Source organism: Pseudomonas sp. PDM32 (genome assembly GCF_019219225.1).
GTDB lineage: Bacteria > Pseudomonadota > Gammaproteobacteria > Pseudomonadales > Pseudomonadaceae > Aquipseudomonas > Aquipseudomonas laurylsulfatiphila.
In genome coordinates this window covers 153,780-169,175 of record NZ_JAHUWE010000001.1, presented here as the reverse complement: position 1 = coordinate 169,175, position 15,396 = coordinate 153,780, and the positions used below count along the sequence as shown (strand labels likewise).

Here is a 15,396-nt window from a genome sequence, read left to right as displayed (position 1 = left end):
TTAGGCGTTGGCCTATGTGAATGAAAGGGAACAAATATGGGCTCAGGCTTCTTTTCCTCCTGGACATTCTGGGCCCTGTTATCGGCGGCATTCGCGGCGATGACCGCCATTTTCGCGAAAGTCGGCATCGAAAACGTCAATTCCGACTTCGCCACCCTGCTGCGGACGATCGTGGTATTGGTCAGCCTGGCCTTGATTTTGTACGCCACGGGCCAATATCAGTCTTTAGGATCGATCTCTGCAAAGAGCTACCTGTTCCTGCTGTTGTCGGGCCTGGCCACCGGTGCGTCGTGGATCTGCTATTTCCGTGCACTCAAGGTCGGTCCAGCGTCACTGGTTGCCCCAGTGGACAAACTCAGCGTGGTGCTGGTAGCCGTACTTGGCGTAGTCCTGCTGGGTGAAAAACTCGACCTGCGCCAATGGGGCGGAATCGGTCTGATCACGGCCGGAGTCGTCATGCTGGCATTACGTCGCTAGGTGAGTGTCCTACAGAACTCATCCACTCATCTGACAGATCAAAGTCAAAAGGCCCTATTGCACTGACTGAAGCTGAATGAAACCTGTCAGGCAAAAGCCCGAAACACTCTGCCGCTAGCCAGTAACACTTCAGCTGTGCAACATGGCGCGCGTGCCTTCCACAAATGGGAATTCCCTTTATGAAACGTTTTCTTAGCATCGCCATGGCGTTGTGCATCGGCCTGACGATGAGTCTCGACGTCAATGCCGCCAAGCGCTTCGGTGGTGGCAAAAGCGCAGGCGCTGCGCCGACTCACCAGACCAGCCAGATGGCTCCTTCTTCTCCAGGCATGGGCGGCGCTGCGGCGACCGCTGGTGCTGCCGGTGCCGCTGGCGCCGCTGCCAAGGCCGGTGGCGCTTCGCGCTGGCTCGGCCCTCTGGCCGGTATCGCGGCCGGCGGCCTGCTGGCATCCATGTTCATGGGCGACGGCTTCCAGGGCATGCAGATCTTCGACATCCTGATAATGGCTGTCATCGCATTCCTGGTGTTCCGCTTTATCGCCGCCCGTCGTCGCAAGCAGCAGGAGCATTACGCTCCGGCCGGCCACGCGCCGATGCAACGTGAAGCGTTCGAACAAAAGCCTGCCGGCGGTTCGATCTTCGGTGGTTCGGCAGCGCCTGCTGCCGCTCGCCCAGTGATCAACGCTCCAGCCTGGTTCAACGAAAGAAACTTCGTCGAAGCGGCGCGCAATCACTTCCAGTCCCTGCAGCAGCACTGGGACGCCAACGAAATGGACAAGATCGCCGAGTTCGTGACCCCGCAAATGCTGGAGTTCCTCAAGCGTGAGCGTGCCGATCTGGGCGACGGTTTCCAGTCCACCTACATTGATAACCTCAATGTACAACTGGACGGTGTGGATGATCGCGCCGACAAGACCATTGCCACCCTGACCTTCACCGGCGTGTCGAAAACCTCGCGTTTCGACCAGGGCGAAGTCTTCAGCGAAAGCTGGAACATGGAACGTGCACAGGGCGAAAACCAGCCTTGGCTGGTGGCCGGCATTCGCCAGAACGGCTGATCCCGCGCCGCGCTTCACTTGCTGAATAGAAAACCCCGGCCTCGGCCGGGGTTTTCTATTTCGCGGTTGCATCTATAGCAAGCTACTGTATAAACCGCCCCATATAAACCGCGCCATACAAGCAAGAGGATCCCGGACGTGGAAGAAATCATCGAACAACTGCGTGAAGCCAACGAACCGGTACCGGTCCCCTTGGAATTGCCTGACGAAGACCTGCTGGTCGAAATCGAAGAACAACTGTTCATCGACATTCCGTTCGTCTTCAGAGAGTTTCTACTGACCGTCAGCGACGTGGTCTACGGTAGCCTTGAACCGGTCACCGTGACTGACCCGCAATCCCACACCTACCTGCCCGACGTTGCCGCCAACGCCTGGGACGCCGGCGTCGATCGCAGCCTGATCCCGATCTGCCAGGACGGTGACGACTACTACTGTGTCGAAGAAGACGGCACCGTGGTGCTTTGGCAGGCCGAAGAAGAGCTGATCGCCGAAGAAACCTGGGAGTCGGTGTGGCACTGGGCACGGGACGTCTGGCTGGAAAGCTGATCCAGTCAATGCCGCTGGGTGGTCAATGCCCGGACGACTCCTTGTGATTATCAAGGGTTTCCAGCAACGCCACCTGCATCCGCGTATGCACACGAATGAACCAGCGCCACAACAGCGCCGCCACGGCGGCCGCGACCACGGCGATCAGTACCAGCAACTTGTTGGTCGGCAGAATACTGGCCGACAAGGCTGCCAACAGCAAAAAGATCACCAGCAGCGACAGGATCGGGATCACTTCGGCGATCACCCTGCGCACTCGCTGCGTGTGGCGCCCAGCCATCTCTGGCTTGACACCCATTTCCGCCAGCAACATCGACAGGGCTTTGAGCTTGCGGTACGCCGCAATCAAAAAAGGCAGCGACAACAATAGCGCCCCACCCCAGATCAATGCCTTCTGCCAGCTCGGGTCGCTGATCCAGCCTTGCACGTAAGCCGACATGCGTTCGGCGAAGTACGCGCCCGAGAAGAAAATCGCGATTACCAAAGCCAGGTTGACCCCGACCTGCAGCAAAATCCTTCTGATCATCGACGCCAGCAACGCCCCCTCGCCCTGTGGCTGGATGCTGCGCAGCCATTCGCCGTACATCCCCAATACCCGTCCCAGGCGTTCCGGCATGACGCCCGCGAGCTTGATCGACAATGGATCAGCCGCGCGAATCAGATAGGGCGTCAGCAAGGTCGTGATCACTGACACTGCCACAGCCACCGGGTATAGAAAGTTACTGGTGACCTGCAACGTCATGCCCAGTGCCGCAATGATGAAAGAGAATTCGCCAATCTGTGAAAGACCCATGCCGACTCTCAGCGAGGTGCGTCCGTCATTACCGGCGATAAATGCACCAAGGCCGCAGGACAACATCTTGCCGAGCACCACGGCTACGGTGATTACGGCGATTGGCCAGGCGTACTGAAACAGGATCGCCGGATCGAGCATCAGCCCGATGGCCACAAAGAAAATCGCGCTGAAAAGATCTCGAACCGGTTCAATCAAGCGCTCGATTTTCAGCAGTTGCCGGGATTCAGCCATGATCGCGCCGATCAGGAACGCGCCGAGCACCATGCTGTATTCAAGCCTGACCACCAGTAGGCAGAAGCCGAAACACAAGCCCAGCACGGTAATCAGCAGCATTTCGTTGCTCTCGAACCTGGCCACGTAGGCCAGCAACCGCGGCACCATCAGAATGCCGATGACCAATGCGACGATCATGAACAGCGACAGCTTGCCCACCGTAGAAAACACTTCGCCGGAGCTGACCGTACCACTGACGGCGATGCTGGACAGAAGCGCGATGATGCCGATGCCCAGAATGTCTTCGACGATCAGCACACCGAATATCAACTGCGCAAACCGCTCGTTCTTCAACTTCAGATCATTGAGTGCCTTGACGATGATGGTGGTTGAGGAAATCGCCAGGATCGCGCCAAGGAACAGTGAATCCATGGTGTTCCAGTCAAACCAGCGACCGATCTCGTAGCCGATCCAGATCATCAGCACGATTTCCAGGAATGCCGCGATGAAGGCCGTGGCACCGACCTTGAACAACTTGCGCAGGCTGAACTCCAGGCCCAGGCAGAACATCAGGAATATCACCCCGAGTTCGGCCAGGGTCTTGATGGTTTCTTCGTCATGGATCAGGCCGAATGGCGGGGTGTGCGGGCCAATGATGAAACCGGCCACGATATAGCCCAGCACCACCGGCTGTTTCAGGCGATGAAAAACCACGGTCACCACACCTGCGATCAACATGATCACTGCCAGATCCTGAATGAAACTGATGGCATGCATGGCGAGCGGCTCCCTGATTGAAGTTGCCCGACTCACAGACGCAGGAATGGTCTGATCGAGCCGAGCAAAAGTCTGCTTTGCGCGTAGGAAATGTCCCTGTATCCGGGCTTTTTGCAGGGTAACACCGCGACTTCTGGCAGAAAGGCGGTGCAATATATGGAAACAGATCGATCCGGCGTGACGGCAGCTCTGCGCCCAGCGTCCCGATAACTGTTGGTTTGAAAAAACCGCCGAGGCACCCGCAGAGGTGCATCCCTCAAACCTGGCCTTGACCCGTGAGAATGCTATGGAACCCGGAAACGCCCAGCTGTCGATGACGGTATTGATGACCCCTGACATGGCCAACTTCTCTGGCAATGTTCACGGTGGCACCCTGCTCAAATACCTCGACGAAGTGGCCTACGCCTGCGCCAGCCGTTACGCCGGCCGATATGTGGTGACCCTGTCGGTGGACCAGGTCATTTTCCGAGAGCCGATCCATGTCGGCGAACTGGTGACCTTTCTCGCCTCGGTCAACTACACCGGCAACACCTCCATGGAGGTGGGCATCAAAGTGGTGACCGAGAACATTCGCGAGCGTTCGGTGCGTCACACCAACAGCTGCTTCTTCACCATGGTCGCGGTGGATGACCAGCGTAAACCTGCCCAGGTACCGCCGCTGCAACCGGACAATAGCGAGAGCAAACGCCGCTTCATCCAGGCCCAGCAGCGCCGGCAGATTCGCCAGGAACTGGAAAAGCGTTATCAGGAGATCAAGGGCGACGCCTGAGTTTGTTCAGTCAGGTTGATGCTGTTCTGTAGAGAGCCTTCGCGAGCAAGCCCGCTCCCACACTGGATCTATGCAACACCAAAGATCAAATGTGGGAGCGGGCTTGCTCGCGAATGGGCTCAACGCTCAATCAGAGGCTGATCGAGGTCGCCTCGAACCGCACCCGCGGATGGGCAATCCGGTCCTGAGCCCGAACCAGTTCCAACTCGTAGCTGGCACAGGCCTGGGTTTCCAGCAGCACTTCATGCACCGCCGACGCTGCGAACTCGAACGCGGCCACCAGGCTGTCACCCAACAGCACACGTGCCAAAAACAGCCCGGACGTCAGATCGCCCACGCCCACCGGCTGACGCGGGAACGCCAGCAACGGGCGCTGCAAATGCCAGCAGCCTTCGGCTGTCACCAGCAACATTTCGAAGACCTCTGCCGACTTGCCTGGGTAGTCCAGATGCTTGACCAGCACCGCTTTCGGGCCGCGCGCCAGCAATGCACGCGCCATGGCCAGGCAATCGAACAGCGATTGCGGCTTGCGTCCGGAGAAACTGTCCAGCTCCAGCTGGTTCGGGCACATGAAGTCCGCTACGGTGGCAGCCTCCTCAAGCAGAAAATCACTGACTTCCGCCGGAACACTGCAGCCTTTCTCCGGATGCCCCATGACCGGGTCACACAGGTACAGTGCCTTGGGGTTCATCGACTTGATCCGCGCCACACCCGTCAGGATCGCCCGGCCCTGGGCCGCACTGCCGAGGTAACCGGAGAGCACCGCATCGCAGTTGCCCAGCTCGCCAATCGCCGCGATACCCTCGACCAGCTCAGGTATCTGGTGCGGTGCCAGCACTTCACCGGCCCATTGACCGTACTGGGTGTGATTGGAGAACTGCACGGTGTTGAGCGGCCAGACATTCACCCCGACCCGTTGCATCGGGAAAACCGCGGCACTGTTGCCGGCGTGACCGAATACCACGTGGGACTGGATAGCGAGCAAATGCGGTGTACGTTTCATGCGGTGGATTTCCGTAAAACGATTGAAATTCTAGCCGCGCAGTATGCGACTAAACGCAGCCTGTACGACAGACCAGCGACGCAGTTAAGCTGACACTATCTTGTTGGAGCACCCTGTTGATGCTGACCCTTGGAAATATATTCGTGCTGATGCTGTTCGCCACTGCCGGCGCATGGCTATGGCACAACCACGGCTTGCGCGAGCGCGCGCTGGAGCGGGTCAAGCAGCATTGCACCAAGCTCGGGATCGAATTGCTGGACGGCAACGTGGCGTTGAAAAGAATCGCGTTCATCAGGGATGCCAGTGGTCGGCGACGCCTGGCCCGTGTGTATAACTTCGAATTCACCGTGACCGGCGAAACCCGCCACAACGGCACCATCACCCAGTTCGGCGCTCACAGCGCACAGATTGAACTGGCGCCCTACCCGGTCCCGTTCGACGAAACCGAACCGGTGGTCGATGTGGTAAAGCCTCGCGCAGAAGTGATCGAGCTAAGCCAGTGGCGTCAGGAACATACCAAGTGGCGGCCGTGAGCCGTTAAGCCGATTCGGCTCGGCACGCTGCCAGTTCACGCTGCAATCGCTCTGCATCCTGGAGCTCACTGAAAATCAGCTCGATGCGTGAATCCTGCCGCCACTCACTGGGCTGCCAGTCCAGCACCGAGTTATCCACCGCGTTCGCCGAGATCCATCCGTCGACACTGTGGATAACCAGCTTCGCCCGCCTCCAGCCAAGGCCTTCAAGCCACCGGCCAACCAACGCGGCATCCAATACCTGGCTTGGGTGCCAACGCCATCCGATGCTCCAGCCTCCGTCCTGTTCCTGACTCAAGCAAATGGGCAACGCAGGATCGCTCCAGACCGCCGGCAGCTGCGCCAAGCCCTTGGGCACGACGAAGTTATCCACACCTGCCAGCGCCTTGGCATTCAGCCCCGGCAGTTCGCTCAAGGGTAAAGCCGCCTGTTGCGTCCAGCACAGGGGGGTCGGCGGCAATAGCGCAGCGATTCGCTGGCGACTGTCTTCCTCGAGACCTTCGGACTTGTTCAGCAGTAACAGTCCCGCATGGCTCAGAGCTTGCCGTTGTGCATCCGGCAACGGTTTGCCAGCGGCGAGCGCCTGGGCGTCCAGCACCAGCACACAAGGCTGAACAGCCAACACGCCTTGCCACGGTGCTTCGCTCAATTGCCTGAGCAACTGCGCCGGATGCCCCAGCCCCGAGGGCTCGATGAACAGCCGATCAGGCTGCGCCTTGCGCAACAAGCGCCCAAGACCAATCTGAAAGGGTGCACCGTTGACGCAGCACAGGCAGCCCCCGGCCACTTCCCCCAGTGCGATACCATCGGCGTCCCGGGTCAGTAGCGCAGCATCGAGACCGATCTGGCCGAACTCGTTGATCAACACCGCCCACCGCTCGCCTGCCGGGCGCTGGGCCAACAGGTGCTTGATCAGGCTGGTCTTGCCCGCGCCCAACGGACCGGCAATGACATGAGTGGGGATATTCTGCAGCATGGTCGATGATTTCTGAGGAGGTGATGGATGCGGTTGATTGGCTTGTCGTTGCTCCTGGCACTCGTTTCAGGCGAGGCGCTGGCCCAGGCCTGTGTGGTGCACAGCCAGGCCGAGCGGCTTGATGTCCAGGTTTGCCAGCAGAACCGCAACATCCCGCCAAAACTCTTCGCCGATGGCTTCTGCCAGCCGAACCTGGCGGGGCAGAAAGTCGATGTGCAGTATGTCGATCAATGCCCCGGCGGCGCATTTGGCATCTGCAGCAACGCCCAAGTCGCCAATATGCCCTACCGCCAGGATATTCACTATTACGGCGTTGCCACCGACGCGGCATATTTGCAGCCGTACTGCGAGGCACAGAGCCAGGGCACCTGGCTCAAGCCTTGAAGCGCCATCTGAGGATCAGGCCGCTTCTTCGTACCAAGGGCCGAATGGATCGGGCAGCAAACGCCAGCCCTCTACGCCCAACGCCATTTCCTCATCGGTCAGCAGGCAGGCGTCCAGTTCGGCAGTGAGCTGCGTGAAGTCGATGTTCTGGCCAATGAACACCAGCTCCTGACGACAATCCCCGCTGTCGGCGGTCCAGTTTTTCATGATCCCGGCAATACTTTCCGCATCCTGCGGCCATTGGTTTTTCGGTACGTAACGCCACCAGCGCCCGGCAAATCCATAGCGCATCAAACCGCCGGCCTGGGACCAGCTGCCGGCGTCCATATGCTTGCTCGCCAGCCAGAAAAAGCCCTTTGAACGCAACAGCTTGCCGTTGTCCCAGGGGCCGTCGATGAAGTCGAAGAAACGCTGTGGATGGAACGGCCGACGTGCCCGGTAGGCGCTGGAAGCAATGCCATATTCTTCGGTTTCCGGCACGTGCTCCCCGCGCAGCTCCTGCAACCATCCCGGCGCCTGGGCAGCCTTCTCGAAATCAAAACGACCGGTGTTGAGGATTTTATCCAAGGGGATTTCGCCCATCGTCATCGGAATGATGTCCGCCCGGGCGTTGAGCCGCTCGAGGATGGCGATCAGTTCCTCGCGTTCGTGGCTGCTGATCAAGTCGATCTTGCTGAGCAAAATCACATCGGCAAACTCGACCTGCTCGATCAACAGATCGGTAATCGAACGTTCGTCTTCTTCGCCAAGTGTTTCTCCCCGGGAAGCCAGGCTTTCGGCAGCCTGGTAATCGAGCAGGAAGTTCATGCCGTCGACCACCGTGACCATGGTGTCGAGACGTGCGATGTCGTTGAGGCTCTGGCCGTTTTCATCGCGAAAGGTGAAGGTTTCCGCCACCGGCAGGGGTTCGGAAATGCCGGTTGATTCGATCAGCAGATAGTCAAAGCGACCCTCCCTGGCGAGTTGGCTCACTTCCTCGAGCAAGTCTTCACGTAACGTACAGCAAATACACCCGTTGCTCATTTCCACCAACCGTTCTTCAGCCCGATTAAGGCTCACATCACGCTGGACTTCGGTGCCATCTACGTTGATTTCGCTCATATCATTGACGATGACCGCAACCCGCAAACCATCGCGATTACGTAGTATGTAATTAAGAAGTGTACTTTTTCCGGCACCAAGAAAGCCGGAGAGAACGGTCACGGGGAGTCGATTGGACATCTGCATATTCCTCACAAGGATGCCCGGTCGCTGTGTCGGGCTTACATAATGTTATACTGTAACAATGCAAATAAACCATCCCCTCTTGCCCGGCCGGGTAAAGGACAGGATGCTGAACGTCGCTTCCGACGTGAGAAAGCCCATGCGCAACGCCCTGAAAACTGCACTGTTCATGCTTTCCCTGCTGGTGGCTGCCGACGCGATGGCGCAGGTCCCGAGCCTGGCCAGGTGCACCCGCAGCGCCAACCTGCTGGCCTGCGTGGACGCGGATGGCAACGCCTACAGCGTCAACACCGCCGGAAACACAATCTATCTGCGGGGCTTCGAAATGGTTGGAAAGCGCCATTGGGTGCAGACCAACAGCCGCTACGGTCAGCTGGTGTTTTTCACCGGCATCGCTTCCGATGGCGAGGCCTGGGTTGGCTACAACCAGCGCGTCGGATGGACCACGATCAACCGGTTTTCGAGTTCCGGTGGTAGCAGCGCGAAGTTCACCTGCAACCGGATCACTGGCTGTTAGGCCCGCACCGGCCAAAAACAGGCTAAGCACAAGGCGCCTGGGTATGACGAAGACCTGCCCATGAAAAAAGGCATCGTTGATTTGATTGATATACTATAACATATCAAACAACTCCCACGATGGACCTGCTCATGAATGCGCTGACTCTGCCGGATATCGCCACGCAGGCCTCACGCCAAGCCCTGCCACTGGAGTGGGTGGGCATGTGCGGTATTGCTCTTCCCGTTTTGCTTGATGGCCAACGCTTGAATGCAAAGGCTGATGCGGGCGTGAGCCTCGACGATGGCAATGCGCGCGGCATTCACATGTCACGGCTCTATCTGGCGCTTGAATTGCTGGAGCATGAAAGCCTTTCACCGGCTTTATTGCGGCGGGTTTTGCAGCGTTTTCTTGAAAGTCATGAAGGTCTGTCCAGCAGTGCGCACTTAACCATTCACGCCGAAGTGCTGCTGAAAAGACCGGCGCTGATCAGTCCACTGTCTGGCTGGAAAAGCTATCCGGTGAGCATCGAAGCGCGTTTGAAAAACGCGATGTTCCACGTGGAACTAAAAATCGACGTGCCTTATTCCTCAACCTGTCCATGCTCCGCGGCCCTTTCTCGGCAGTTGATACAGCAGCAATTCGTCGATGATTTCGCCAACAAGTCACTCCAACACGCCGACGTTTTAGCGTGGCTCGGCTCCACGAACGGCATCGTCGCCACCCCTCACAGTCAACGCAGCAGCGCACAGTTGCGCGTAAGGCCGGCTGATTTCCTGGATGAGTTGCCTCTGATCGCCATCATCAACGACGCCGAAGCCGCACTCGGCACAGCCGTTCAAACCGCCGTAAAACGCGCCGACGAACAGGCCTTCGCCCTGGCCAATGGTCAGAACCTGATGTTCTGCGAAGACGCCGCACGCCGTTTGAACACGGCCCTGAAACGCTCCACAGGCATCAATGCCTTCCACATTCGTGTGATCCACACCGAAAGCCTGCACGCCCACGACGCCGTTGCCGAGAGCCGTTTCAACTGGGACAACCTCAACCCCCTGTACAACGCATTGAGCAAGCCATGATCCGCAAGAATCCATCCGGAGATTTACCGCTGATTGCCGAGTCGGCCTACGTCGACAAGACGGCAATCATTTGCGGCAAAGTGGTGATTGGCGAGAACGTGTTCGTCGGGCCCTACGCGGTGATCCGAGCTGACGAAGTCGACGAGTCGGGCGACATGCAGCCGATCACCATCGGCGCCAACTCGAACATCCAGGACGGCGTGGTGATCCACTCCAAATCCGGCGCGGCGGTGACCATTGGCGAGTTCAGTTCCATCGCCCACCGCTCGATCGTGCATGGCCCCTGCACCGTGGGCGATCGGGTGTTCATCGGCTTCAACAGCGTGCTGTTCAACTGCGTGGTCGGTGACGGTTGCGTGGTACGGCACAACTCGGTGGTCGACGGGCGTGACCTGCCTGAAGCCTTCTACGTGCCCTCCACCACTCGGATCGGCCCCACCACCGACCTCTCGCAATACCCGCCGGTGAGCGTCAGTGCGTCGGAGTTTTCAGAAGACGTGGCGCGCACCAACGTCGATCTGGTGCGCGGCTACAAAGCCTTGCAAAACGAGTTCTGACCATGAGCAACGTGCTGACTCGCAATGCCCGCCCCGTGAATGCGCCGATACAAAATGCCTGGCACGACAAAGGTCTTAATGACAGCAGCCAGGAATTAGCACTAGGTTTATGCGATAACGCTCGCTAGCAGCACCTGAGTACGCCGACCATGATCCAGATCACTCTGTCCGATGGTTCATTGCGTGAATACGACCAACCGCTGTCCGTGCACGAGTTGGCCGCCAGCATCGGTCCCGAACTGGCCAGCGCGGCCGTAGCGGGCCGGGTCGATGGTGTTCTGGTGGACTGCGAATACATGATCGAGGCGGATGCCCGGGTCAGCATTGTCACCCCCCGCGAGCCGGACGGACTGGAGATCCTGCGCCGCTCCTGTGCACTGATGCTGGCCATGGCGGTCAAGCAACTCCACCCGCATGCGCAAATGCGCGCAGGCAGGGAGTTGGGCGATGGCTTCTTTTACGAGTTTGTCGTCGAGCGGCCGCTGACTCCGGCTGACCTGCCCCTCATCGAAGCGCGTATGCAATCACTGGCAGCGACCAATCATTCGATCCGTCGTCGGCCACCGCGCGAAGAGGTGTCGATGTACCGTCTGGGAGACACCGAATACCAGAGCCATGGACCGCACGTCCCCACCACCAAAGTCTTGCAGGCGTTCGCCCTCGATCACATCAGCGGCACGTTGCAACAACGGATCTACGGCACATGCTGGTCCAGCCATCAGGAGCTGCAGCACTGGAGCCTTCCACCCCATGTGATCGTCGTCAGCATGGATGACCGTCAGGCGACTTATGCACAGGCGGTGACTGAATCCTTGCGCCAAAGGGGTGTGCGTGCAAGGGCCGACCTGCGCAATGAAAAAGTCCGCTTCAAGATTCGCCAGCACAGCCGGACCGTGCCGTACCTGGTGGTGGTCGGTGAAAAAGAACAGGCTGGGGGGTTTGTCAGTGTGCGCAGCCGCACGGGGGAGGATTTTGGCCGAATGGCTGTCGAGGCGGTGTGTGAGTGGTTGAGCCGGCCAGGGATTCAGGGTGGCTGAACTGACGCCTTCGCGAGCAGGCTCGCTCCCACATTGATTGTGTGTCGATCACACATCCTTGTGGGAGCGAGCCTGCTCGCGAAGCTTTTAAGCTCTTGGCTTCACCGTGCCGCAATCCTGCCCCAGCCAGACAGCGCGGGATTCAAGGCTGCCCTTCTGCTGAATGCCGGTGGCGTTGAACGTCCCATTGACCTTGGTGGTGAATTCGCGGTCACTGAGGAATGTCGCCACGCCGGCACCCTGGGCTCTCGGGCAGCTGAAGCGGAATTTCCACTGGTTACCTGAGCGGTCGGTGATTTCCTGCTTGCAGCCCGACTGCGGATCGGTCAGCGGAATGTTATCGGTCTTGACCTGCTCTGGCGTCAGGCACGCCCGGATCCCTTTGCCCCCCATGGTGATCCCCTGTTTTTCCAGCTGAGCGCGCTGCTCAGGGGTCATCTGGCTCTGGAGCTGACCGAGGATCAATTGCAGGTCCGGCATATTCTGCTCATCGACCTTCATGTTGCTCGTGGTCAGCTCCCACAATCCCGGTTGCAGCATTTGCGCGTGAGCCGCCACAGGAAGTGCCAAACCCAGTGCCATGGCCAAACCCAGCAGACGAACGTTCATCGAGTAACTCCTGATCAGTAGTGGCCGTTAGACGTCAGCCGCAGGCTTCGGTTCATGGGCCAATTAATTAGCGACATTCTGCACGGAACATGGTCTGTTAAGCACTGAATCTTCAGGAGCAAGGCAGCCCCATGGATTATTTCGGACCGCATATTTTCGGTTATACCATCGCCCTGTTGCACTCGCTGGGCATGATCGCGGCCATCCACGCCGTGTTGACCGTCCGTACTGCCCAAGGCTCGATCGCCTGGGCCTTGTCGCTGTTTTTCATCCCATACCTCACGCTGATCCCGTACCTGATGTTCGGCCGCAGCACCTTTGATGGCTACATCAAGGCCCGGCGGCAGGCCAACGAGGAGATGCGCAAGGCTGTTTCCGAACTCAACTGGCGACCCTGGGTAGAAGAAGCCCTCACCGCCCGCGCCTCTTCTGCCTACGCCTCACTCAGAGCGATGCCCAAGCTCGGAAACATGCCCTGCCTGGCCAATAACCAGACGCGGCTGTTGATCAACGGCCAGTCGACGTTCGAGGCCATTTTCGATGCCATCAGCCAGGCGAAAGAGGCCGTGCTGATCCAGTTTTTCATCGTCCACGACGACCGCCTCGGCCAACGCCTGCAAACTTTGCTGTTGAAAAAAGCCGCCGAGGGCGTGGCGATCTATCTGTTGTATGACCGAATCGGCAGCCATTCCCTACCCAACGGCTACGTGCAGGCCTTGCGAGATGGCGGGGTCGAGGTCAAGGCTTTTGGCCCCCGTAGTGGCTGGTTCAATCGCTTTCAGGTGAACTTCCGCAATCATCGCAAGATCGTGGTGGTGGACGGCATTCTCGGCTTCGTTGGCGGGCACAACGTGGGTGATGAATACATGGGCGAGAAACCGCCCCTGGCCCCTTGGCGCGATACCCACGTGCAAGTATGCGGGCCAGTGGTGGCGTGCATGCAGGAGTCTTTCGCTGAAGACTGGTTCTGGGTGGCTCATGCCCTGCCGCCACTGATCCTGCCCGAGGTTTATCCGGAAGACGGCGTACTGTGCCAGTTGCTTGCCAGTGGGCCGGCAGACGCCTACGAAACCTGTTCTCTGTTCTTTGTCGAAGCGATCCATGCGGCGACGGAACGGGTCTGGATCACCAGCCCGTATTTCATCCCCGATGAAGCCGTGTTCGCAGCGTTGCGCCTGGCGGTCCTGCGGGGTGTGGATGTGCGGCTGCTGTTGCCGTCGAGACCCGACCATCGAATCGTCTACGCCGCCACCAGCCTCTACGCCTTCGAAGCCGTGCGCGCCGGTGTGCGGGTGTTCCGTTACGAGCCCGGATTCCTGCACCAGAAAGTGGTGTTGATCGACCGAGAAATCAGCGCCATCGGCAGCGCCAACCTGGACAACCGTTCGTTCCGGCTGAATTTCGAAGTGATGTTGCTGACCGTCGACAGCGTCTTTGCCGCCGAGGTGGAACAGATGCTCAACGCTGACTTCGCCAACGCCCACGAAATCGCCAAAGAAGAAGGCCGGGAGACCCGCCGCGTTCAACAGCTCGGCATGCGAGTCGCCCGGCTGATTTCACCGATTCTTTAAAGGTAGATATCGTCCCGGGTCCATGGCAGTTCATGACTGCCATCGGCGTGGGCCTTCACGGCGAGAATCTGGTGCAGGTTGATCCAGCCGCGGGCGAACGCGTAGGCACATCCGGCCAGGTACAGACGCCAGATGCGCAGGGCTTGTTCGGGTACCAGTTTGGAGGCCGCTTCGAGGTTGTCTTCGAGGCGTTCGCTCCAGTGATCGAGCGTGCGGGCGTAGTGCAGGCGCAAGCTTTCGACGTCGACGATTTCCAGCCCGGCCTCACTGATCTCCGCAGAGATCATCGACAGGTGCGGCAGCTCGCCGTTGGGGAACACGTATTTCCCGATGAAGTCACCGGCACCGCGCCCCACGGGACGGCCATCGGTGTATTTGGCGGTGATCCCGTGGTTCATCACCAGGCCGCCCTCTTTCACCGCACCGAACAGAGTCTTACAGTACTCCGCGAGATTGGCGTGGCCCACGTGTTCGAACATGCCGACGCTGACAACCTTGTCGAAGCGACCATCCTGCGGCAAATCGCGATAGTCGAGCAGCTGCAGTTCGACCAGGTCCTCCAGGCCCTCCGCTTTTACGCGCTCCCGGGCCAGAGCCAACTGCTCCTTGCTGAGAGTGATACCGAACACTTTCGCGCCAAACTCTCGCGCAGCAAATCGCGCCAATCCGCCCCAACCACACCCCACATCCAGCAGATATTCACCGGGTTGCAGGCGCAGCTTGCGACACAAATGACGGAACTTGGCTTGCTGGGCCTGCTCGAGGCTTTCGCTGCCGGTCTCGAAGTAAGCGCAGGAATACGCCATGTCGCTGTCGAGCCAAAGCTGATAGAACGCGTTGGAAAGGTCGTAGTGGTAGGAAATCGCCTTGGCATCTGTATCTTTGTCATGAACGCTACGAACAGGCTGATTGTCATCGTCTTCGTCCAGCAACGCCTGGCTCCACTCATCACAGACGCGGATCACATCGCTGATGGAGCCTTCGAGTTCCAGTTTGCCTTCGACAAAAGCAGCACCGAGGGCATCCAGACTTGGATGGGTAAACTGGGTGACCATTTGCGGGTCCTTGACCACAATCGTGACGCTGGGCGTCGGCCCCAGATTGAATTCATGGCCGTCCCAGAGTCTCAGGCGAAGCGGTAACTGCAGATTCTGTAAGGCCGGTGGAAGTTGCGCGAGCATGGAGAATCCCCCTTGTTTCAGACGTCTGATCAGAGGGTAGACCATCCTTGAAAAATAGCTGGCTATCGAATTAATAGCCGTTTTCAATGATTCGCGACGCCTAGACCTGC

At 58.8% G+C, this 15,396-nt stretch carries 17 protein-coding genes; 11 read left to right on the top strand and 6 right to left on the bottom strand.

What is annotated here, in order from left to right:
- Positions 1–36: 36 nt before the first annotated feature.
- From KW846_RS00815 to KW846_RS00805, 3 genes are all read left to right on the top strand, one after another.
- Entirely contained in the window at positions 37–477 is a 441-nt protein-coding gene (locus KW846_RS00815; RefSeq protein WP_007971691.1) for an EamA family transporter, read from the top strand.
- A 179-nt stretch (positions 478–656) separates the two neighbouring features.
- The gene (locus KW846_RS00810; RefSeq protein WP_218480983.1) at positions 657–1,535 is read left to right on the top strand and encodes a Tim44 domain-containing protein; all 879 of its coding nucleotides are present in this window, start codon (positions 657–659) and stop codon (positions 1,533–1,535) included.
- 138 nt (positions 1,536–1,673) lie between these two features.
- Complete coding sequence (locus tag KW846_RS00805; RefSeq protein WP_003187120.1) at positions 1,674–2,081, top strand: SMI1/KNR4 family protein; 408 nt, start codon at positions 1,674–1,676, stop codon at positions 2,079–2,081.
- Positions 2,082–2,103: 22 nt separating this feature from the next.
- Here the strand turns inward: KW846_RS00805 and KW846_RS00800 are convergent, their stop codons facing one another.
- The gene (locus KW846_RS00800; protein WP_218480981.1) at positions 2,104–3,867 is read right to left on the bottom strand and encodes a cation:proton antiporter; all 1,764 of its coding nucleotides are present in this window, start codon (positions 3,865–3,867) and stop codon (positions 2,104–2,106) included.
- A gap of 286 nt (positions 3,868–4,153) precedes the next feature.
- Between KW846_RS00800 and KW846_RS00795 the strand changes: the two genes are divergently transcribed.
- A complete protein-coding gene (locus tag KW846_RS00795; RefSeq protein WP_007971685.1) occupies positions 4,154–4,636 on the top strand; it encodes an acyl-CoA thioesterase in 483 nt (160 codons plus the stop codon).
- Between the two features lie 130 nt (positions 4,637–4,766).
- Here KW846_RS00795 and pdxY read toward each other — a convergent pair whose 3' ends face one another.
- The gene (pdxY, locus tag KW846_RS00790) at positions 4,767–5,639 is read right to left on the bottom strand and encodes a pyridoxal kinase PdxY (RefSeq protein WP_218480979.1); all 873 of its coding nucleotides are present in this window, start codon (positions 5,637–5,639) and stop codon (positions 4,767–4,769) included.
- A gap of 119 nt (positions 5,640–5,758) precedes the next feature.
- Between pdxY and KW846_RS00785 the strand changes: the two genes are divergently transcribed.
- Entirely contained in the window at positions 5,759–6,172 is a 414-nt protein-coding gene (locus KW846_RS00785) for a DUF3301 domain-containing protein (protein WP_007971681.1), read from the top strand.
- A 4-nt stretch (positions 6,173–6,176) separates the two neighbouring features.
- On the opposite strand, the gene KW846_RS00780 is transcribed toward KW846_RS00785, so the two are convergent.
- Positions 6,177–7,148, bottom strand: a complete 972-nt coding sequence (locus tag KW846_RS00780) for a GTP-binding protein (protein ID WP_218480978.1) — start codon at positions 7,146–7,148, stop codon at positions 6,177–6,179.
- A gap of 27 nt (positions 7,149–7,175) precedes the next feature.
- On the opposite strand from KW846_RS00780, the gene KW846_RS00775 reads away from it, so the two are divergent.
- Complete coding sequence (locus KW846_RS00775) at positions 7,176–7,532, top strand: hypothetical protein (RefSeq protein WP_041474970.1); 357 nt, start codon at positions 7,176–7,178, stop codon at positions 7,530–7,532.
- Between the two features lie 15 nt (positions 7,533–7,547).
- Here KW846_RS00775 and zigA read toward each other — a convergent pair whose 3' ends face one another.
- Positions 7,548–8,753, bottom strand: a complete 1,206-nt coding sequence (zigA, locus tag KW846_RS00770; RefSeq protein WP_218480977.1) for a zinc metallochaperone GTPase ZigA — start codon at positions 8,751–8,753, stop codon at positions 7,548–7,550.
- Positions 8,754–8,895: 142 nt separating this feature from the next.
- Here zigA and KW846_RS00765 point away from each other — a divergent pair, with 142 nt between their 5' ends.
- The 4 genes from KW846_RS00765 (at position 8,896) to KW846_RS00750 (ending at position 11,925) form a co-directional block, all read left to right on the top strand.
- The gene (locus tag KW846_RS00765) at positions 8,896–9,273 is read left to right on the top strand and encodes a glutamine synthetase (protein ID WP_218480976.1); all 378 of its coding nucleotides are present in this window, start codon (positions 8,896–8,898) and stop codon (positions 9,271–9,273) included.
- A 131-nt stretch (positions 9,274–9,404) separates the two neighbouring features.
- Positions 9,405–10,331, top strand: a complete 927-nt coding sequence (gene folE2, locus KW846_RS00760; protein ID WP_218480974.1) for a GTP cyclohydrolase FolE2 — start codon at positions 9,405–9,407, stop codon at positions 10,329–10,331.
- Positions 10,328–10,888 (top strand): DapH/DapD/GlmU-related protein, encoded by a 561-nt coding sequence (locus tag KW846_RS00755; RefSeq protein WP_116579808.1) that lies wholly within the window; start codon positions 10,328–10,330, stop codon positions 10,886–10,888. Before folE2 ends, KW846_RS00755 begins: the two co-directional genes overlap by 4 nt.
- A gap of 149 nt (positions 10,889–11,037) precedes the next feature.
- Entirely contained in the window at positions 11,038–11,925 is an 888-nt protein-coding gene (locus KW846_RS00750; RefSeq protein WP_218480972.1) for a His/Gly/Thr/Pro-type tRNA ligase C-terminal domain-containing protein, read from the top strand.
- An 87-nt stretch (positions 11,926–12,012) separates the two neighbouring features.
- Here KW846_RS00750 and KW846_RS00745 read toward each other — a convergent pair whose 3' ends face one another.
- Complete coding sequence (locus tag KW846_RS00745) at positions 12,013–12,534, bottom strand: DUF3617 domain-containing protein (RefSeq protein ID WP_007971671.1); 522 nt, start codon at positions 12,532–12,534, stop codon at positions 12,013–12,015.
- A 131-nt stretch (positions 12,535–12,665) separates the two neighbouring features.
- Between KW846_RS00745 and cls the strand changes: the two genes are divergently transcribed.
- Positions 12,666–14,105: a cardiolipin synthase gene (gene cls, locus KW846_RS00740; RefSeq protein ID WP_218480967.1), complete on the top strand. Its 1,440-nt coding sequence runs from the start codon at positions 12,666–12,668 to the stop codon at positions 14,103–14,105.
- Here cls and cfaB read toward each other — a convergent pair.
- Positions 14,102–15,286, bottom strand: a complete 1,185-nt coding sequence (gene cfaB, locus KW846_RS00735; protein ID WP_218480965.1) for a C17 cyclopropane fatty acid synthase CfaB — start codon at positions 15,284–15,286, stop codon at positions 14,102–14,104. The genes cls and cfaB overlap by 4 nt on opposite strands.
- Between the last annotated feature and the right edge of the window lie 110 nt (positions 15,287–15,396).